This window comes from Streptomyces sp. HUAS MG91, from assembly GCF_040529335.1.
GTDB lineage: Bacteria > Actinomycetota > Actinomycetes > Streptomycetales > Streptomycetaceae > Streptomyces > Streptomyces tabacisoli.
In genome coordinates this window covers 1,479,826-1,498,394 of the sequence record NZ_CP159534.1, presented here as the reverse complement: position 1 = coordinate 1,498,394, position 18,569 = coordinate 1,479,826, and the positions used below count along the sequence as shown (strand labels likewise).

Annotated in this window: 16 protein-coding genes, 2 tRNA genes and 2 pseudogenes; 14 read left to right on the top strand and 6 right to left on the bottom strand. The window is 71.3% G+C overall.

Annotated features, from left to right (window positions below; all coding sequences use genetic code 11):
- Positions 1–113 precede the first annotated feature (113 nt).
- Positions 114–527, bottom strand: coding sequence for an SsgA family sporulation/cell division regulator (locus tag ABII15_RS06925; protein ID WP_004002642.1), 414 nt, complete (start codon positions 525–527; stop codon positions 114–116).
- 190 nt (positions 528–717) lie between these two features.
- Between ABII15_RS06925 and ABII15_RS06920 the strand changes: the two genes are divergently transcribed.
- The 6 genes and pseudogenes from ABII15_RS06920 (at position 718) to ABII15_RS06895 (ending at position 2,747) form a co-directional block, all read left to right on the top strand.
- Positions 718–1,161 carry a TIGR02611 family protein gene (locus ABII15_RS06920; protein ID WP_353941383.1) on the top strand — a complete coding sequence of 148 codons (444 nt, stop codon included), beginning with the start codon at positions 718–720 and terminating at the stop codon, positions 1,159–1,161.
- An 84-nt stretch (positions 1,162–1,245) separates the two neighbouring features.
- Positions 1,246–1,317 (top strand) — tRNA-Val (locus tag ABII15_RS06915).
- Between the two features lie 125 nt (positions 1,318–1,442).
- Positions 1,443–1,829, top strand: a pseudogene (locus ABII15_RS06910) (extracellular solute-binding protein); the annotation flags it as partial.
- Positions 1,830–1,880: 51 nt separating this feature from the next.
- Positions 1,881–2,081, top strand: a pseudogene (locus ABII15_RS06905) (ABC transporter permease); the annotation flags it as partial.
- A 105-nt stretch (positions 2,082–2,186) separates the two neighbouring features.
- Complete coding sequence (locus tag ABII15_RS06900) at positions 2,187–2,636, top strand: SRPBCC family protein (RefSeq protein ID WP_353941382.1); 450 nt, start codon at positions 2,187–2,189, stop codon at positions 2,634–2,636.
- Positions 2,637–2,675: 39 nt separating this feature from the next.
- Positions 2,676–2,747, top strand: a tRNA-Val gene (locus tag ABII15_RS06895).
- Between the two features lie 96 nt (positions 2,748–2,843).
- On the opposite strand, the gene ABII15_RS06890 is transcribed toward ABII15_RS06895, so the two are convergent.
- Entirely contained in the window at positions 2,844–3,569 is a 726-nt protein-coding gene (locus ABII15_RS06890) for a 3'-5' exonuclease (RefSeq protein WP_353941381.1), read from the bottom strand.
- A gap of 214 nt (positions 3,570–3,783) precedes the next feature.
- Here ABII15_RS06890 and ABII15_RS06885 point away from each other — a divergent pair, with 214 nt between their 5' ends.
- The 3 genes from ABII15_RS06885 to thrS all read left to right on the top strand — a co-directional run bounded on the left by ABII15_RS06885 (position 3,784) and on the right by thrS (position 7,782).
- The gene (locus ABII15_RS06885) at positions 3,784–4,350 is read left to right on the top strand and encodes a DUF4365 domain-containing protein (protein WP_353941380.1); all 567 of its coding nucleotides are present in this window, start codon (positions 3,784–3,786) and stop codon (positions 4,348–4,350) included.
- A 35-nt stretch (positions 4,351–4,385) separates the two neighbouring features.
- Positions 4,386–5,615: a hypothetical protein gene (locus ABII15_RS06880; RefSeq protein ID WP_353941379.1), complete on the top strand. Its 1,230-nt coding sequence runs from the start codon at positions 4,386–4,388 to the stop codon at positions 5,613–5,615.
- 187 nt (positions 5,616–5,802) lie between these two features.
- Positions 5,803–7,782 carry a threonine--tRNA ligase gene (thrS, locus tag ABII15_RS06875; RefSeq protein ID WP_353941378.1) on the top strand — a complete coding sequence of 660 codons (1,980 nt, stop codon included), beginning with the start codon at positions 5,803–5,805 and terminating at the stop codon, positions 7,780–7,782.
- Positions 7,783–7,785: 3 nt separating this feature from the next.
- Here thrS and ABII15_RS06870 read toward each other — a convergent pair whose 3' ends face one another.
- Positions 7,786–8,466 (bottom strand): potassium channel family protein, encoded by a 681-nt coding sequence (locus ABII15_RS06870; RefSeq protein ID WP_353941377.1) that lies wholly within the window; start codon positions 8,464–8,466, stop codon positions 7,786–7,788.
- A 67-nt stretch (positions 8,467–8,533) separates the two neighbouring features.
- On the opposite strand from ABII15_RS06870, the gene ABII15_RS06865 reads away from it, so the two are divergent.
- Entirely contained in the window at positions 8,534–9,097 is a 564-nt protein-coding gene (locus ABII15_RS06865) for an HIT domain-containing protein (protein ID WP_353941376.1), read from the top strand.
- Positions 9,098–9,154: 57 nt separating this feature from the next.
- Here ABII15_RS06865 and ABII15_RS06860 read toward each other — a convergent pair whose 3' ends face one another.
- Positions 9,155–10,675, bottom strand: coding sequence for a PLP-dependent aminotransferase family protein (locus ABII15_RS06860; protein ID WP_353941375.1), 1,521 nt, complete (start codon positions 10,673–10,675; stop codon positions 9,155–9,157).
- A 109-nt stretch (positions 10,676–10,784) separates the two neighbouring features.
- Between ABII15_RS06860 and ABII15_RS06855 the strand changes: the two genes are divergently transcribed.
- A complete protein-coding gene (locus tag ABII15_RS06855) occupies positions 10,785–11,462 on the top strand; it encodes a hypothetical protein (RefSeq protein ID WP_353941374.1) in 678 nt (225 codons plus the stop codon).
- Here ABII15_RS06855 and ABII15_RS06850 read toward each other — a convergent pair.
- Complete coding sequence (locus tag ABII15_RS06850) at positions 11,407–13,155, bottom strand: hypothetical protein (protein WP_353941373.1); 1,749 nt, start codon at positions 13,153–13,155, stop codon at positions 11,407–11,409. The genes ABII15_RS06855 and ABII15_RS06850 overlap by 56 nt on opposite strands.
- 168 nt (positions 13,156–13,323) lie before the next feature.
- Positions 13,324–15,540 (bottom strand): elongation factor G-like protein EF-G2, encoded by a 2,217-nt coding sequence (locus tag ABII15_RS06845; protein ID WP_353941372.1) that lies wholly within the window; start codon positions 15,538–15,540, stop codon positions 13,324–13,326.
- A 273-nt stretch (positions 15,541–15,813) separates the two neighbouring features.
- Between ABII15_RS06845 and pgsA the strand changes: the two genes are divergently transcribed.
- From pgsA to ABII15_RS06830, 3 genes are read left to right on the top strand one after another with little or no spacing between them, the layout of a single operon-like run.
- Positions 15,814–16,476, top strand: a complete 663-nt coding sequence (gene pgsA, locus ABII15_RS06840) for a phosphatidylinositol phosphate synthase (protein WP_353941371.1) — start codon at positions 15,814–15,816, stop codon at positions 16,474–16,476.
- A complete protein-coding gene (locus ABII15_RS06835; protein WP_353941370.1) occupies positions 16,473–17,387 on the top strand; it encodes a phosphatidylinositol mannoside acyltransferase in 915 nt (304 codons plus the stop codon). The genes pgsA and ABII15_RS06835 overlap by 4 nt, the downstream gene beginning before the upstream one ends.
- A complete protein-coding gene (locus tag ABII15_RS06830; RefSeq protein WP_353941369.1) occupies positions 17,384–18,547 on the top strand; it encodes a glycosyltransferase family 4 protein in 1,164 nt (387 codons plus the stop codon). Before ABII15_RS06835 ends, ABII15_RS06830 begins: the two co-directional genes overlap by 4 nt.
- Positions 18,548–18,569: the final 22 nt, after the last annotated feature.

Here is an 18,569-nt window from a genome sequence, read left to right as displayed (position 1 = left end):
TCTCGTGCTGTCCTGCTGTGCTTGAACCCGTGCCGTCTCCCCGAGTGGACGGCACGGGGCGCCCTCGCACTGCCTGACGCCGGCTGGATGCCGGCGCGGGGGCTGTCTCGCGACTAGCTCTCCGCGAGGATGTGCGACAGCTCCTGGTCGAGATCGAAGTGGCGATGCTCCGTGCCGGGTGGCACGGCGGCGTCGGTCCGCTTCAGGAAGGACTCGAGGGCCCGCGCCGGGGCTTCGAGCAGGGCCTCACCCTCGGGAGAGCTCAGGGCGATGCAGACAACGCCCTGACCGTGGCTGCGGGACGGCCAGACTCGGACGTCTCCGGTGCCGGTCGGCCGGTGAAGGCCTTCGGCGAGGAGATCGCGGGCGAAAACCCACTCGACGGTCTCCTCGGCTCCGGTGTGGAAGGTGGCGTGCACGGCATACGGATCGGCCGTGTCATACCGCAGTCCTGCGGGTACAGGCAGTGAGGACTCGCTCGACACAACGAGGCGCAGGTGCAGCTCGCAGCTGACCGTGGTGTTCATAAGCGCCAGGGCCTTTCGCTCAGTGTGCGCTCGGGGATTCGCACGTCGGCGAAATCGACATGCCACCTACGGTGCCGTTGTAAACCCCTCTGAGGGTTTTGAACGTCTTTAGGTAGCTCGTACGGCGGAGTCTTTCTTGTGGGGGAACGGCCATTCCAGTGACGTGAATCAATCCGGTAGGTTTGGCTGTATGAATACGGGGAGTGACGAAGCGGGCGGTCCGGCCGCCGCGACCGACGAGACCGGATCCGGGTCGGGGGCGAAGCCGCTGGGCTCGCGGGCGCCGGAGTTCGTCCAGGCGCGCCGGGCGCTGCACCTGAGCTGGCAGGTCGGTGTCTTCGTGGTGGGGCTCGCGGTGGTGGTCGCGGGCATCATCATGCTGCCGCTGCCGGGACCCGGCTGGCTGGTGATCTTCGGAGGCATGGCGATCTGGGCGACCGAGTTCGTCTGGGCGCAGCTGGTGCTGCGCTGGACGAAGCGCAAGGTCACGGAGGCCACGCAGAAGGCGCTCGATCCGAAGGTGCGGCGGCGGAACATCATCCTGACCACCGTCGGCCTGGTGATCATCGCCGTGCTGGTGGGGATCTACGTGTGGAAGTTCGGGCTGGAGATGCCGTGGAACATCAAGCAGTGACCCGGCGCCGGCCCGATGCCGGTCCGGGGCGGCGCCGGGTGGTCCAGGGAGCCCCTGACTTGGGGTAATGTTCTTCCTGCGCCCGGGCGATTAGCTCAGTGGGAGAGCGCTTCGTTCACACCGAAGAGGTCACTGGTTCGAACCCAGTATCGCCCACCCGGAACCGAGGGCCCCGGAGACATCAGTCTCCGGGGCCCTCGGTGTTTCCGTGTGCCGGCCGCGGAGGGAGCGGCGGCGGGTCGGTGGAGCTCCGGTACGCCTGATGGGGCGGCGAGCCGTGGGTGGTCGCCATCCGGAAGGCCGTCGAACTCTTCGAGATGAAGTATCCGAAGGTCGAGATCAAGCCCGAATTCACCGATTACGAGGCTTTCTGGGAGAAGTTCCGGACGCAGGCCTTCGGCGGCAATCCGCCGTATGTATTCCAGAATTCGGTCGTGTTCCGCCGCAAGTACGACAAACGCGGTGTGCTGATGGACCTCAAGTCCCGGGCGGACGCCGGGAATCCGAGCCCGAAGAACTTCCGGAACGGCGTGCTGACAGCCGGTCAGGTGGACGACGGCAAGCAGATCGGGATTCCGGTCGGCGCCGCCACCATGTCGCTCGTCATCGACCTCGACGTCGTCAAGAAGGCAGGGATCTCGCCCGAGTTCGGCTTCACCGAGGACGATCCGACGCGGTGGCGGCCGGACGGCCTCAAGCGCGGCTGGTCCGCCCACCAGCGGCGCGGGCAGGGCCTCTACCGGGCCGCCTTCTGCCTGCCCTCGCTGATCGGGGCGAGCGTGCCGGTCGGCTTCGTATGGCGGGCCCTGTTCTCGGACGATGCCGTGGTGGACCGTAAGCAGAGGATTTCCGGGCTCGACGTCGGCGGCCGGATCGGCAATCCGGGCTACGTGGTCTACGCCCTGGTCGCCCTGAGCATCTGACAGTGGGTCTTCGCCGACGGCACCGCCCTCTACGGGCTCGCCGTCATCGACAACCTCGTCCTGCTCGGGGACAAAATGTCCTGATCCCGGCAGACTCGGCTCATGGACTGGAACCGTTACCGCTTCCGCAGTGTCTGGCTCCTCCCCGGGCCGCCCGCCGCCGTGTTCGCCGTCCTGGAGAAGGCCGACGAGTATTCGGCGTGGTGGCCGCAGGTGCGGTCGGTGACGCCGCTGGACGACACCAGCGGCGTCGCCGTGTTCCGGTCCTTCCTGCCGTACGAGCTGAGAGTCGTGGCCCGCGAGCGGCGCCGCGACCCGGCCGGCGGGGTCCTGGAGATCGCGATGAGCGGGGACCTCGACGGGTGGGCGCGGTGGACGCTGCGGGCCCGCCCCTTCGGCGGCACGCGGGCCGTCTACGAACAGGAGGTGGAGGTGCGCAGACCCCTGATGCGGCGCCTCGCCGTACCCGGGCGGCCCGTCTTCCTCGCCAATCACGCATGGATGATGCGCGGCGGGCGGCGCGGTCTGACCGCCCTTCTGCGACCGGTTTGAACACAGGGCGTCGCGACCTGTATTGTTCAACTCGTTCCCGGGCGATTAGCTCAGTGGGAGAGCGCTTCGTTCACACCGAAGAGGTCACTGGTTCGAACCCAGTATCGCCCACCCGAGAATGACCGGTCCGCCGATTCGGCGGGCCGGTTTTTTGCTGTCCGCGGGCATGGCTGTGCCAGGGATCCGGCCGACGGGGACGAGCCGGGATCAGGCCGCGGCCGGCAGTTCCGGACGCAGCGGCCAGGCGGGATCCACCGTCTCCGGGGTGCCCGAGCGGGCGAACCAGGCCTGGAGGCCGCGCGCCTGGGCCGCGTGCCAGACCGCCTGGAGGGTGTGGAGTTCGGCGGGGGAGAGGCGTTCGAGACGGGCCGCGAACCGGCGGCCCACCGCGCGCACCACATCCAGCGCCGCCTGGGCGTCGGCCGCCGCGTCGTGCGCCTCCGCCAGCTCGACCTCGTAGTGCGCGCACAGATCCGTCAGGGTGCGGCGGCCCTTGCGGTAGCGGTCCAGGTGCTTGTCCAGGACCCGCGGATCGAGCACGCAGAGCGGACGGTTCTCCAGGTACCGGACCAGGGACGAGGCGCGATGGCGCTTCAACTCCCGGTCCAGCAGCGTCAGATCGAAGGGGGCGTTCATCACCACGAGCGGACGTCCGGCCGCCGCCTGCTCGGCGAGGGCGCGGCCCATCTCCTCCATCACCGGCGCCGGCCAGCGGCCGTTGCGCTGCAGATGCTCGTCCGTCAGGCCGTGTATCTCCGTCGCTCCGGGCGGCACCGGCACCCCCGGATTGACCAGCCACCGGGACACCCGCGGACGCGAGCCCGCGACGTCCTGCACCACGAGCGCCGCCGACACGATGCGGTCGCTCTCCACGTCCACACCCGTGGTCTCCGTGTCGAAGGCCGCGAGGGGGCCTTCGTACCAGCACGTCATGTGCCATCAACTCCTTCTTCACGTACGGCAGATGACGTCATGTCGACGTATGGTCCCCTGCCCGATTCGGTGATACCCGGGCTGTTTGCGTCGTACGCCGAGCGGTGACAACACAGATACGAGTCATGGCAGTTCAGCGGGGTGCCATTGACTCGGGCTTGATCAAACTCTTGATCTCAGCGGGGATTCACCCTTCCGAAAGGCCAGTTGGACCATGGCGCTCGCGCGGCCCGAACAGGGCGGGCTGCTGCCCGAGCGGTTCGCACCGTCGCGCGGCACACTCGCCACCACCGCCTGCATGGAGACACTTCAGGTGGGCTATCTGCACGCCGTCGCCGCGGCCGCGGGGTGCTCGCTCTCGCAGCCCTTTCCCGACAACGGCATCGACTGGCACGTCAGCCACAGCGCCCCCGGGCACACGGTCGACGACGAAGTCACCATCAAGGTGCAGCTCAAAGCGACGTATCAGATCGCGCCGAACCCACCGGGCCCGTCCTTCTCCTTCACGCTCGACAACCCCCATCTGGAGAAGCTCGCCCGGACCCCGGTCTCGGTGCACAAGATCCTCGTCGTGATGCTCGTGCCGCGCTCCCAGGACGACTGGCTGCGCGCCAGCCACGACCGGCTCGACCTGCGGCACTGCTGTTACTGGACCAACCTCGCCGGACACCCGGTCACCGGCAGGCGCAGGACCACCGTCCGCATCCCGACCGCGCGGATCTTCGACGACCGCGCCCTGTGCGAGATCATGACCCGGGTCGGGACGGGCGGGCGGCCCTGACCGGGCGACTTCGCCCGGCACGAAGGGAGTTCGAGATGCAGCACCGCCCGATCGACGCCCCCGTGCGTCCGTTGCGTCCGATCGGCACGGCCCGCGCCCACCCTCCGGAGCCGGCCGGGCCCGAGCCGGGGCAGGTCGACCCCGCCGTGCTCGGCGCCCTGCTCGACCGGCACGGCTGGGAGCGGCGCGGCGGCGCCGCCGGCCGCTACACCCGCTGGACGCTGCCGGGCCCCGGCACCCGGACGAGCCTGCTCGTGCCCGACAGCCTGGCCTTCCCCGACGCCGAGGAGCTGCTCGGCGAGGTGCTGGTCGCCCTGGAGCGCAGCGGGACGCCGGACGCCCGCGAGGTGCTGGTCGCGCTCGCGGTGCCCAGCGACGAGATCCGCTGGTGGCGCGATGTACCACCCGCTGGTCCCGCGGGCGCCTCCGCCTGGGTCGTCGAGGAGCAACTGCGCTCGGCCGCCCGGCGGATGCTGCTCGCCGGGGCGCTCGCCGCGCGCGGCCGCGCCGGGTACTACGGCGCCCGGCACCGCAGGCCCGCCGCCGCGGCCCTGGAACAGGTGCTCGTCCAGGCGGCGCCCGGCGGCCACCGTCTCACCGCGTTCCTCCCGGTCGCCGCGGGGCGCTCGCTCGCCGTCCGCCTCCACCAGGCGCTGTACGCGGTGCGCGAAGCCGTCGACTACCGGCGGGCGACGGGCGGCATGGACGCCTTCGACGCCGCCGTCGGGGCCGGGGTGAGCCATGAGCTGACCGAGGCGCTGGTCGCCCTGGTGCGGGGCACCGAGGGCGCCCGGGTCGGCGTCGCGTGGGCGCCAGCCGCCGGGGTGCCGGGGGAGTGCACGGACGGCGACGACCCGGTCGAGTTCTCCCCCGGCGACCTGGACGTGCTGCGGGCGGCGGGAGCCCGCTACCTGCACGCCGAACCCGCCGTCTCCGTCCGCGTCACCGGCACCGTCGTGCGGCTGGCCCGGCGCGGGCCGCGCGGCGAGGGCACGGTGCGGCTGCGCGTCATCGCGGGCGCCGAGGTGCCGCACGTACGGATGACGCTGGACGAGGAGGCCTACCGGATAGCGGGCCACGCGCACCTGGTGGGCCTGCCGATCCGGGTGCACGGCCGCCTGGAGAGCCGCGGCGGCTTCCGCCGGCTCACCGGCGCGAGCGGCGTCGTGCCCGTCCAGGTGGAGGAGGCCGAGCGGGACCGGCTGATGAAGTCGCTCCAGGAGAACCTCGACTTCTTCGAGGAGGCCTGCGCCGAGGAGGACTAGGGCCTGTCTCTCAGATCCCTCCGTCCGCCCTCCGGGCGGGCGGAGGGACTTTGCGGACACGACCTAGGGCCCGCCTCCTCGGGGTGCCCGTTAACCGTTTCGCGAGCGGTCCGGGTGACTCGGTACGATCGCCCTTGCGCGCGTCACAGGTTTTGGCGTGGCATTCCCTTTCAGTCAGGAGAGACCGGTGTCAGAAGTCCGTGTGATCATCCAACGCGATTCCGAGCGGGACGAGCGCGTGGTGACCACGGGCACGACGGCCGCCGAGCTCTTCGCCGGTGAGCGCAGCATCGTCGCGGCCCGGGTGGCCGGGGAGCTGAAGGACCTCGCGTACGTCCTCGCCGACGGCGAGACCGTCGAGCCCGTGGAGATCTCGTCCGAGGACGGGCTGAACATCCTGCGGCACTCGACCGCGCACGTCATGGCGCAGGCCGTCCAGGAGCTGTTCCCGGACGCCAAGCTCGGCATCGGCCCGCCCATCAAGGACGGCTTCTACTACGACTTCGACGTCAAGGAGCCGTTCACCCCTGAGGACCTCAAGCGCGTCGAGAAGAAGATGCAGGAGATCCAGAAGCGGGGCCAGAAGTTCTCCCGCCGGGTCACCACCGACGACGACGCCCGCGTCGAGCTCGCCGACGAGCCCTACAAGCTGGAGCTCATCGGCCTCAAGGGCAACGCGGCGCAGGCCGCCGACGGCGCCGACGCCGAGGTGGGCGGCGGCGAGCTGACCATCTACGACAACCTCGACGCCAAGACCGGCGAGCTGTGCTGGAAGGACCTCTGCCGCGGCCCGCACCTGCCGTCGACCCGGGTCATCCCCGCCTTCAAGCTGATGCGCTCGGCCGCCGCCTACTGGCGCGGCAGCGAGAAGAACCCGCAGCTCCAGCGCATCTACGGCACCGCCTGGCCGACCAAGGACGAGCTCAAGGGCTACCTCGACTTCCTCGCCGAGGCCGAGAAGCGCGACCACCGCAAGCTGGGCGCCGAGCTGGACCTGTTCTCCTTCCCGGAGGAGCTGGGCCCGGGCCTCGCGGTGTTCCACCCCAAGGGCGGCGTGGTCCGCAAGGTCATGGAGGACTACTCGCGGCGCCGCCACGAGGTCTCCGGCTACGAGTTCGTGAACACCCCGCACATCTCCAAGGAAGGCCTCTTCCACACCTCGGGCCACCTGCCGCACTACGCGGAGGGCATGTTCCCGGCGATCGAGTTCGACGAGCAGAACTACCGCCTCAAGGCGATGAACTGCCCGATGCACAACCTGATCTTCAAGTCTCGTGGCCGTTCCTATCGTGAACTGCCGCTGCGGCTCTTCGAGTTCGGCACCGTGTACCGCTACGAGAAGTCCGGCGTCGTGCACGGCCTGACCCGCTCGCGCGGCTTCACCCAGGACGACTCGCACATCTACTGCACCAAGGAGCAGATGGGCGAGGAGCTCGACAAGCTGCTCACCTTCGTCCTCGACCTGCTGCGCGACTACGGCCTGACCGAGTTCGAGCTGGAGCTGTCCACCCGCGACGACTCCGACAAGTTCATCGGCTCGGACGAGGACTGGGCGGAGGCCACCGAGGCGCTGCGCCAGGCCGCCGAGAAGCAGGGCCTCCCGCTGGTCCCGGACCCGGGCGGCGCCGCCTACTACGGCCCGAAGATCTCCGTGCAGGCCAAGGACGCCATCGGCCGGTCCTGGCAGATGTCGACCCTCCAGGTGGACTTCAACCAGCCCAAGCGGTTCGGCCTGGAGTACACCGCGGCGGACGGCTCGCGCCAGCAGCCCGTTATGCTGCACCGCGCCCTGTTCGGCTCGATCGAGCGGTTCTTCGGCGTGCTCCTGGAGCACTACGCGGGCGCGTTCCCGGCGTGGCTGGCCCCGGTCCAGGCCGTCGGCATCCCGATCGGCGACGGGCACGTGGAGTACCTTCAGCAGTTCGCCGAGAAGGCCCGTGCCCAGGGCCTGCGCGTCGAGGTCGACGCGTCCTCGGACCGGATGCAGAAGAAGATCCGCAACCAGCAGAAGGCCAAGGTGCCCTTCATGGTCATCGCGGGCGACGAGGACATGAACGCCGGTTCGGTGTCCTTCCGCTACCGCGACGGCTCGCAGGAGAACGGCATCCCGGTCGACGAGGCCATCGCGAAGATCGTGAAGGTCGTCGAGGAGCGCGCGCAGGTCTGAGCCTCAGTCCTTGCCGTCGGAGGCCCCCGGGGAGTTCCCCGGGGGCCTCTCGCCCTCCCGCGCGAAGACCTGGAGCAGCCACGACGAGAACGTGCCGGTGACCGCGCCCAGCAGGGCCAGACCACAGGCCATCACGCCCACCGCGATGAGACGCCCCAGCGGCGTCACCGGCGCCAGATCGCCGTAGCCCACGGTCGACAGCGTCGTGCAGGTGAACCAGACCGCGTCCCCGTACGTGACGATGTCCGCGCCCGGAGCGGTGCGCTCCTGCTGGTACAGGGCGAGCGAGCCCGCGAAGCCGAGCAGGGTCACCGAGACACCGGCGTACGTGATCACGCGCGCGTGCAGGGCGAGCCGCGGCCCGTCGTGGTGCGCCTGCACCGTCTCGTAGGCCTGCACGATCCGCACCGGCCGCAGCAGCGGCAGCACCAGCACCACCGTGTCCAGCCAGTGCGTGCGCACGAAGCGCGGCCAGCGCTGCCCGCTGAGCCGCCGCCGCACCCCGTAGTCCAGGGCGAACACGGCCCAGGACGCGAAGGTCACCGCCAGACACAGGTCGCGCACGGCGGCGGGCAGGCCGTGGCCCAGGACCCGGACCGCGTAGCTGGCGAGGTACAGCAGGGAGGCCACGCCGAGCACGGCGCCGTTGTACCGCTCCCAGCGGGCGAGGGGGCTCTCCGTCATCCGCACAGCATCGCGTGCGGCCACCCGGTATCCCACCCGGCGACACGCTGTCCCGAGGTCACGCCATATGCTGCACTTCATGACGAGTGAGCCGGAGCAGCAGATCGGTCCAGTGGGTGAACCGGACGGATTCGGGCGTCTGTGGACCCCGCACCGCATCGCCTACATCCAGGGCGAGGGCAAACCGACGGGCCCCGGAGCCGACGACGGCTGTCCCTTCTGCGCCGCTCCCGGCAAGACCGACGAGGACGCGCTGATCGTGGCGCGCGGCGAGCACGTCTTCGCGATCCTCAACCTGTACCCGTACAACGGCGGGCACATGATGGTGCTGCCCTACCGGCACGTCGCCGACTACACCGACCTCGACGACGCCGAGACCGCCGAGCTGGCCGTCTTCACCAAGCACGCGATGACCGCGTTGCGGGCCGCCTCCGGCGCGCACGGCTTCAACATCGGCATGAACCAGGGCGCGGTCGCCGGTGCCGGCATCGCCGCGCACCTGCACCAGCACGTCGTCCCGCGCTGGGGCGGCGACACCAACTTCATGCCGGTCGTCGGCCACACCAAGGTGCTGCCGCAGATGCTGGCCGACACCCGCACCGCGCTCGCCAAGGCGTGGCCGGGCGCCTGAACCGGTACCTGTCGACGGGCGGATGCGGGGTGACCCGGGTCCGCCCGTTTCCCCGTCCTACGCGATCCAGTGCGGCCGGTGCGCCGGCGCGGCCGCGCCCGGCTCCTCGGCGAGCGCGCGGGCCAGCCGCTGCACCGCCTCGGTGAGCGTGTCCGGCGGCAGGGTGAACGGGATGCGCAGCCGGTTCTCGAACAGGCCCGGATCCGTACCGAAATAGCCGCCGCCCTCGATCCGCACCCCGTGCGCGAGCGCCCGCTCGGCCAGCGCCGAGGAGACCGGCGCTCCCAGGTCGATCCAGAGGGAGAGGCCGCCGGGCGGGGTGCGCCACGTCCACCGGGGCGTGTGCCGGTGGAGCGCCCCGACGAGCGCGGCACGGTTCTCGCGCAGGCGGTCGAGGTGGCCGGACAGCAGATCGTCGGTCCTGGTCAGCAGGGCCAGCGCCAGCAGCTGGTCCACGACCGAGCCGCCCATGTCGGTCGCCACGCGCTGCGCCGCCAGCTCCGTCACCAGGCGGGCCGGGGCGCGCAGCCAGCCGATGCGCAGGCCCGCCCAGTGCGTCTTGCTCAGGGATCCGGTCGTGATGACCTTGCCCGCCGCCTCGGCCGTGCCGTGCGCCGCGAACGGCGGCGGCGCCGGTGCGTCGAGCGCCAGCTCCGCCAGGGTCTCGTCGACGATCAGCCAGGTCCCGGAGCGGTGCGCGGCCGCCAGCACCCGGGCCCGCCCGGCGGGCGGCAGCACCCGGCCCGTGGGGTTGTGGAAGTCCGGGATCAGATAGCCGAGCCGCGGCACGGCGCGGCGCAGCGTCGACTCGACGATCTCGACGTCCCAGCCGCCGGTGCCGTCGCCGTCGTCTGTGCCGTCGTCGGCGGGGCCGTCCGTCACGGGGACCGACACCGTGCGCAGTCCGCCGCGGCGCAGCGCCTCCAGGGCGTTCGGATAGGACGGGTTCTCGACCATGACCCGGTCCCCGGGCCCGGCCAGCAGGGCCAGGGCGAGCGACAGACCGTGCTGGGCGCCCGAGGTGACCAGGATCTGCTCCGGGGTGGTGGCCAGACCGCGCGCCGTGAACCGGTCGGCGATCACCGCCCGCAACTCCGGCAGCCCGTACGGGTGGTAGCCCAGGGTGCCCGCGTGCCCGGCCGCCTGCGGGGCGATCTCGGCGAGGGTGTCGGCGAGGATCCGGCCGGGCAGCGCGGCGGCGGCCCGGGCCAGGTCGATCGCGGTGTCCTCGGGGCGCAGCAGCCTGCTGACGCCCTTGGCGGCGTGGCCCGCGGGCAGCGCCGTCCAGGTGCCGGAGCCCTGCCGGCTGTGCGCGTAGCCGCTCTCGCGCAGCAGGTCGTACAGGGCCGTGACCGTGGTCCGGCTGGTGCCCAGCGCGCTCGCCAGCTCCCGCTCCGCGGGCAGCCGCACATGCAGCGCGAGCCGCCCGTCGAGGATCAACTCGCCGATGGCGTGCGCCAGATGACGGTAGGCGGGCCTGGAGCGCGCCGGGTCGGGCAGCAGCGCGGCGAGCCGGCGGGCCCCGATGGTCCGGGGTGTCCGGGCGCCGTGACCGCCGGTTTCGGAGTCGGGAACCACACCATTCTCCCGTGATTGGCCCTGCATGTCGGGCCAATCAATCTACAGAGTGACGGCATTGGCCCTGAAGCCGCCCTTCCGCGGCGCACGCCCTGTCTCCGGAGTTGTGATGTCCCTGTCGTACGTACCGCTGCGCGAACGGCCCGCCCGCCGGCTGCCGCAGCTCGTCGCCGGCCTGTTCCTGTACGGGTTCAGCGTCGCGCTCATGATCCGCTCGGGCCTGGGCCTCGCCCCGTGGAGCGTCCTCAACGAAGGGCTCGCCCACCACGTCCCGCTCAGCTTCGGCACGCTCACCAATCTGATCGGCGCGGCCGTCCTGCTGCTCTGGATCCCGCTGCGCCAGCGCCCCACCCTGGGCACCTTCGCGAACATCCTCACCGTGGGCTGGTCCTGCGACCTGGGGCTGTGGCTGCTGCCCTCCGGCCTCGCGCTCCCGGCCCGCGCCGCGCTGCTCGCGGCCGGGATCCTCCTCAACGGGCTCTCGATCGCCGTCTATGTCGGCGCCCGCTGCGGGCCGGGTCCGCGCGACGGCCTGATGACCGGTCTCACCGCCCTGACGGGCCGCAGCGTGCGTACCGTGCGCACCGCCATCGAGCTCGTGGTCCTCACCGCCGGCTGGCTGCTTGGCGGGGGAGTGGGCGTCGGCACGGTGCTGTACGCGGTGTCGGTGGGGCCGGTGGCGCAGTACTGGATGCCCCGGTTCACGTACCGCACCGAGAGGTGGACGGGGCCTACGCGTCGTACACGTCGGCCTTGCGCGGAGACGGGTCCTGGACCAGGCCGCTGAGGACGCCGGAGCGGTTGCCGAACTTCTCGGTGTCCACGCCGTGTTCCTCCAGGACCTTGATGGCCGCGGAGTGGACCACGCGCAGCACCGGGGTCGCGGTGCGCAGCGCGTCGTCCGCCATGAAGCGGTGCCGCCAGGGCTGGTCGGCCCAGGCGTGCCGCAACCCGAACGGCTCGGGCAGGACCAGCTTGCCGCCCAGGAAGTCCAGGAGCGGCGGGTACCAGGAGAAGGGGGCGCGGACGGCGATCCGGACCGCGTCGTCCGCCTCGATCAGCGGGAGCGACTTGTCCGTGGTCTCCCAGAACCGTATGGACTTGGCGACCGTCTTGGTCTTCCCCTCGGGCTTCGACGTGAACAGGGAGTGCACCGGGCCCAGCGCGTGCCCGGTCACCTCGATGCGCAGCGTCTCGTGCAGCACCGTCACCGTGATCAGCATGGTGATCACCAACTGGCCGTCCCAGAGCGTGAACTGGACGCCCAGGTAGTGACGGTCGCCGCTGCCGAACTGCTGCTCGTTGCAGATCCGCTGTATCTCGTGCTGCTTGATCTGGAACGCGTCGACGTCCTCGCCCGTGGGGCGGGCCACCGCCTTCGCGTTCTCCCCGATCGGGGTGACGATCCAGTGCTTGATCGACGGGGTCGGGAAGCCGCCCGTGTGCAGCGGGCCCCGCTCCAGCATCCGCAGCTGGTCGTGGATCACGCGGATGACGTCCCAGCTGCGGAACGGGTGGATCTCCTTGCCCGGCTCGCGCGAGACCAGATCCTCGGCGAGCTGCCAGCTGCCCCAGCGAGTGCCCATGCCCAGGATGCCCTTGGGACCGGCGTAGAACACCGTGTTCGACTGCTGCTCGGCGCTCAGCTTGGCCAGGTTCTGGCGCAGCTGCTCGGCCGCGGTCTCGCCGGGGCTGCCGGGCACCGCCTCCGGGATCTTCGCGCCGATACCGCCGCCGGAGAGCAGCCCGTCCCACCGGTCGCGCAGATCCTGCGCGGTCCGCTCGCAGACCCGCCGCGCCCAGAACGCGCCGATCACGGGCATGACGAAGCACGCCCGCAGGTACCAGGCCCAGAAACCGCCGAACGGCAGCTTGATCAGCAGGATCACGATGCCGACGCCGATGATGGCCATGATCGTCGTGGCGACCGCCGACCGGCCGTGCGCCGCGCGCTCGTGCTTCTTCGCCTCGCGCGTCGCCGCCGCGCCCTTGCCCGAGGCCTCCTTGACCTCCTTCTCCGCCAGCGCCACCCGCGCGTTGTTCCGCTGGCGGATCTGGAACGCGACCAGCCACAGCAGGAAACCGGGCAGGAACAGGAACCCGAAGACCACGGTGATGATCGTGAGCAGCCGGTCGCGCCCGCGCCGGATGTTGTTCGCCGCGAGACAGTGCTCGACGACCACCTGGGGCTCGGTGCCGAACGACTGGATGAGGGGCTTGCGGCCGCCGCCCAGCATCCGCAGCTGCACCGCGCGCGAGAACGCCTCGCCGAGATTGGGCGCGAACAGCGACGACTTGCCGCTGGTCACCTCGGACTTGTGCCAGTCGTTGTTGGCTTCCTCGATCTTGACCGCCGGATCGTCCCGGTACGCCGCCGAGGCGATGGCGAAGGTCGCCGCGGTCTGTCCCGCGGAACCCTGCAGCGGGACCTGGGCCCCGGGCCTGAAATCGAATGCGTCGTCCGCCACTGCCGCCCCCATCGCCGCATGTCGTCGCTGCTGCGGCTCTTCCCGACTTCCCTGCCCCGCACACCTGTTGATCGGTTCATCGGCCTGATGATGTTGATCGTCGACCAGCGTAACGGCCCCCACCGACATCCGTCCCTCCAAGCGGGATGTCGGTGGTCGCGGGGGCCGGAAGTACCCCGACTACGGCGTGTTCCCGGCCTGTTCGCGGATCCGGTCGCCGATCTGCGGCGGCATCGGCTCGTGCCGGGCATACCTGCGGCTGAAGCGTGCCGTGCCGTGCGACAGGGAGCGCAGGTCGACCGCGTACCGGCCGATCTCGATCTCCGGCACCTCGGCCCGTACGAGGGTGCGCCCGCCCGGCGCCTGTTCGGTGCCGACGACGCGGCCGCGCCGCCCGGACAGGTCGCTCATCACCGCCCCCACGTAATCGTCGCCGACCAGGACCTGGACCTCGGCCACCGGCTCCAGGAGATGGATCCGGGTGTCGGCGGCGGCCTCCCGCAGCGCCAGCGCGCCCGCCGTCTGGAACGCCGCGTCCGAGGAGTCCACCGAGTGCGCCTTGCCGTCGAGCAGCGTCACCCGCACGTCGATCAGCGGATACCCGGCGGCGACCCCCTTGGTGGCCTGCGCCCGCACGCCCTTCTCCACGGACGGGATGAACTGGCGCGGCACGGCCCCGCCGACGACCTTGTCCACGAACTGGATGCCCGAGCCGCCGGGCAGCGGTTCCACCTCGATCTCGCAGATCGCGTACTGCCCGTGCCCGCCGGACTGCTTCACATGGCGGCCGCGCCCCGCCGACCGGCCCGCGAACGTCTCCCGCAGGGAGACCTTGTGCCCGATGACGTCGACCTGGACGCCGTACCGGCTGCGCAGCCGCTCCAGCGCGACGTCCGCGTGCGCCTCGCCCAGACACCACAGCACCACCTGATGGGTGTCCTGGTTCTGTTCGAGCCGCATCGTCGGATCCTCCGCGACCAGCCGCGACAGGCCCTGCGACAGCTTGTCCTCGTCGGCCTTGCTGTGCGCCTGGATCGCCAGCGGCAGCAGCGGGTCCGGCATGTCCCACGGTGTCATCAGCAGCGGGTCGTCCTTCGCGGAGAGCGTGTCGCCGGTCTCCGCCCGGTTCAGCTTCGCCACGCAGGCGAGATCGCCGGCGATGCAGTGCGTCAGGGAGCGCTGCTGCTTGCCGAACGGCGCCGACAGGGACCCGACCCGCTCGTCCGCCTCGTGGAGGGCGCGATCCTCGTGGCCGCGGTCCGCGAGCCCGTGCCCCGACACGTGCACCGTCTCGTCCGGGCGCAGGGTGCCGGAGAAGACCCGTACGAGGGAGACCCGGCCGACATAGGGATCGGAGGCGGTCTTCACGACCTCCGCGACCAGCGGGCCGTCCGGATCGCAGGACGTGACCGCGCGGGCCGCCCCGCCCGGTGTCGTCACGGCCGGCGCCGCGCGCTCCAGGGGGCTCGGGAAACCGCCCGTGATCAGCTCCAGGAGTTCGACCGTCCCGATGCCCTGCCGACCGCCCTCGGCGGCCGGGGCCGCGGCGAGCACCGGGTGGAAGACACCCCGCGCCACCGCCCGCTCCAGGTCCTCGACAAGCGTCTTGACGTCGACGTCCTCGCCGCCCAGATAGCGGTCCATCAGGGTCTCGTCCTCGCTCTCCGCGATGATCCCCTCGATGAGCCGGTTGCGGGCCTCCTCGATCCGCGGCAGCTGCCCGGCGTCGGGCTCGGACTCCTTGCGTTCGCCCGACGCGTAGTCGTACAGCCGCTCGGAGAGCAGCCCGATCAGCCCCGTCACCGACGCGTGCCCGTCCGCCCCCTGCGCCCCGTGCAGCGGCAGGTACAGCGGCAGGACGGCGTCGGGGTCGTCGCCGCCGAACGACTCGGCGCAGGCGCGGGTCACCTCCCCGAAGCCGGCCCGGGCCGCCTCCAGGTGGGTGACCACGATGGCCCGCGGCATGTCGACCGCCGCGCACTCGTCCCACACCATCCGGGTGGCCCCGGCCATGGTCTCGGGGCCGTCCGCCGCCGAGACCACGAAAAGGGCCGCGTCCGCAGCCCGCAGACCGGCCCTCAGTTCCCCGACGAAATCCGCGTAGCCGGGGGTGTCCAGCAGATTGATCTTGAAGCCGCCCCACTCCACCGGGACGAGGGAGAGCTGGACCGAGCGCTGCTGGCGGTGCTCGATCTCGTCGTAGTCGGAGACGCACGTGCCGTCCTCGACCCGGCCCGCCCGGTTCACCGCCCCCGCGGTCAGCGCGAGCGCCTCCACCAGGGTCGTCTTGCCCGATCCGCTGTGGCCGACCAGCACCACATTCCGTACGGACGCGGGATGGTCGGCCGTCGTCGCCCTGCCGGCGGCTCCGGGATGTCCGTTCGCCTTGTCGCCCATGTGTCCTTGCCTCCCGGTTCGTTCTCACGGTGAGGTGGCCCTTGTCGGGACGCCGTGGTCACGGCATGCGGACACGCGAACCCGCGTGTTGGGAGGCGGCCTCGGCGACGCCCGCGGTGCCTTCGAGCTTTCCACTCCGGTCACGGTGCGTCCATACGTCGTACGAGATCGCACGCGCGCGTGGTGGCCCGGCGGCCGTATCCGGGCGCGCGTGGCTACGATGGGCCAGCCGGTGGCCAGAGGGGCCACGCGGCACCGACCCTCGGGAAGGCCATGCTGAACAAGTACGCGCGTGCATTCTTCACGCGTGTCCTCACACCGTTCGCCGCGTTTCTCATCCGTCGCGGGGTGAGTCCCGACACGGTCACTCTCCTCGGCACGGCCGGAGTGATGGCGGGAGCGCTGGTCTTCTTCCCGCGCGGGGAATTCTTCTGGGGCACGATCGTCATCACGCTGTTCGTCTTCTCGGACCTCGTGGACGGCAACATGGCGCGCCAGCTCGGCCGCTCCAGCCGCTGGGGCGCCTTCCTGGACTCCACGCTCGACCGCGTCGCCGACAGCGCCATCTTCGGCGGCCTCGCGCTCTGGTACGCGGGCAGCGGCGACGACAACACGCTGTGCGCGGTGTCCATCTTCTGCCTCGCCAGCGGCCAGGTCGTCTCGTACACGAAGGCCCGTGGAGAATCGATCGGCCTGCCGGTCGCCGTGAACGGCCTGGTCGAGCGTGCCGAGCGGCTCGTCATCACCCTGGTGGCCGCGGGCTTCGCGGGTCTGCACAAGTTCGGCGTGCCCGGCATTCAGTACCTGCTGCCCGTCGCGCTGTGGATCGTCGCGGCCGGCAGCCTCGTCACTCTGATCCAGCGCGTGGTGACGGTGCGCCGGGAGTCCGCCGAGGCCGAGGCGGCCGCGTCGGCCCAGGAGGAGGCCGCCTCGTGAGCGGCGCGCAGGAACGGATCACCGACGCGCTGTACGGGCTCGGCTGGGCCGGGGTCAAGAAGCTGCCCGAACCGGTCGCCACCCGCCTCGGCCGGACCATCGCGGACGCCGTCTGGAAGAAGCGCGGCAAGGGCGTGCTCCGGCTGGAGGCGAATCTCGCGCGCGTGGTCCCCGACGCGAGCCCCGAGCACCTGGCGCGGCTGTCCAAGGCCGGCATGCGGTCGTACCTGCGCTACTGGATGGAGTCCTTCCGGCTCCCCACCTGGAGCAAGGACCGCATCCGGAACGGCTTCACGCCCCAGGACGTCCACCATCTCGTCGACGGCCTCGCCGCCGGCAAGGGCGTCGTCCTCGCCCTGCCCCACATGGGCAACTACGACCTCGCGGGCGCCTGGGTCACCACCAAGCTGGAGACTCCCTTCACGACGGTCGCCGAGCGGCTCAAGCCGGAGACGCTCTACGACCGGTTCGTCGCCTACCGCGAGGGCCTGGGCATGGAGGTGCTGCCGCACACCGGCGGCGCCGCCTTCGGCACGCTGGCACGCCGGCTGCGCGCGGGCGGCCTCGTCTGCCTGGTCGCCGACCGCGACCTGTCCTCGTCGGGCGTCGAGGTGAAGTTCTTCGGCGAGCCGACCCGGATGCCGGCGGGCCCGGCCATGCTCGCCCAGCAGACCGGCGCACTGCTGCTGCCGGTCACCCTCTGGTACGACGAATCGGCCGTCATGCGCGGCCGCGTCCACCCGCCCATCGACGTACCGGAGACAGGTACCCGCGCCGAGAAGACGTCTGTCATGACACAGGCGCTGGCCGATGCCTTCGCCACGGGGATCGCCGACCACCCGGAGGACTGGCACATGCTGCAGCGCTTGTGGCTCGCGGATCTCGAGCACTTCGAGGAGCGGCCCGCGTGAGGATCGGAATCGTCTGCCCGTACTCCTGGGACGTGCCCGGCGGCGTCCAGTTCCACATCCGCGATCTGGCGGAGCACCTCATCGCCCTGGGACACGAGGTCTCCGTCCTCGCCCCGGCGGACGACGAGACCCCCCTGCCGCCCTACGTCGTCTCGGCCGGCCGCGCCGTGCCCGTCCCGTACAACGGCTCGGTCGCACGGCTCAACTTCGGCTTCCTGAGCGCCGCGCGGGTACGCCGCTGGCTGCACGACGGCACCTTCGACGTGATCCACATCCACGAGCCGGCGTCGCCGTCCCTCGGGCTCCTCACCTGCTGGGCCGCGCAGGGCCCGATCGTCGCCACCTTCCACACCTCCAACCCCCGCTCGCGCGCCATGATCGCGGCGTACCCGATCCTGCAGCCCGCGCTGGAGAAGATCAGCGCGCGCATCGCCGTGAGCGAGTACGCCCGCCGCACCCTCGTCGAACACCTCGGCGGCGACGCGGTCGTCATCCCCAACGGCGTCGACGTCGACTTCTTCGCACGGGCCGAGCCGAAGCCCGAGTGGCAGGGAGACACCCTCGGCTTCATCGGGCGGATCGACGAGCCCCGCAAGGGCCTGCCGGTCCTCATGAAGGCGCTGCCCAGGATCCTCGCCGAACGCCCGGGGACACGGCTGCTGGTCGCGGGCCGCGGCGACGAGGAGGAGGCCGTCGCCTCGCTGCCCGCCGAGATGCGCGACCGGGTCGAGTTCCTCGGCATGGTCAGCGACGAGGACAAGGCGCGGCTGCTCGCCAGCGTCGACGTGTACGTCGCCCCGAACACCGGCGGCGAGTCCTTCGGCATCATCCTGGTCGAGGCGATGTCGGCGGGCGCCCCCGTGCTCGCCTCCGACCTGGACGCCTTCGCCCAGGTCCTCGATCAGGGCGCGGCCGGCGAACTCTTCGCCAACGAGGACGCCGACGCGCTGGCCGAGGCGGCCGTCAAACTCCTCGGCAACCCCAACCGCCGCGCCGAACTGCGCGAACGCGGCAGCAAGCACGTGCGCCGCTTCGACTGGTCGACGGTCGGCGCCGACATCCTCTCCGTGTACGAGACGGTGACCCAGGGCGCGGCGGCGGTGGCCGAGGACGAGCGGCTCGGGCGCTTCAGGTCGAGGTTCGGGCTGGCCCGGGACTGACTCCCGGCCCGCCCGCGCGGTG

Coding starts and splice junctions, on each gene's coding strand:
- ABII15_RS06880 (WP_353941379.1), top strand. CDS start 4,386: ATGCAGCACCGCCCGATCGACGCCCCCGTGCGTCCGTTGCGTCCGATC.
- ABII15_RS06855 (WP_353941374.1), top strand. CDS start 10,785: ATGTCCCTGTCGTACGTACCGCTGCGCGAACGGCCCGCCCGCCGGCTG.
- ABII15_RS06865 (WP_353941376.1), top strand. CDS start 8,534: ATGCTGCACTTCATGACGAGTGAGCCGGAGCAGCAGATCGGTCCAGTG.
- pgsA (WP_353941371.1), top strand. CDS start 15,814: ATGCTGAACAAGTACGCGCGTGCATTCTTCACGCGTGTCCTCACACCG.
- ABII15_RS06890 (WP_353941381.1), bottom strand. CDS start 3,569: ATGACGTGCTGGTACGAAGGCCCCCTCGCGGCCTTCGACACGGAGACC.
- ABII15_RS06870 (WP_353941377.1), bottom strand. CDS start 8,466: ATGACGGAGAGCCCCCTCGCCCGCTGGGAGCGGTACAACGGCGCCGTG.
- ABII15_RS06920 (WP_353941383.1), top strand. CDS start 718: ATGAATACGGGGAGTGACGAAGCGGGCGGTCCGGCCGCCGCGACCGAC.
- ABII15_RS06845 (WP_353941372.1), bottom strand. CDS start 15,540: ATGGGCGACAAGGCGAACGGACATCCCGGAGCCGCCGGCAGGGCGACG.
- ABII15_RS06900 (WP_353941382.1), top strand. CDS start 2,187: ATGGACTGGAACCGTTACCGCTTCCGCAGTGTCTGGCTCCTCCCCGGG.
- ABII15_RS06850 (WP_353941373.1), bottom strand. CDS start 13,155: ATGGGGGCGGCAGTGGCGGACGACGCATTCGATTTCAGGCCCGGGGCC.
- ABII15_RS06925 (WP_004002642.1), bottom strand. CDS start 527: ATGAACACCACGGTCAGCTGCGAGCTGCACCTGCGCCTCGTTGTGTCG.
- ABII15_RS06885 (WP_353941380.1), top strand. CDS start 3,784: ATGGCGCTCGCGCGGCCCGAACAGGGCGGGCTGCTGCCCGAGCGGTTC.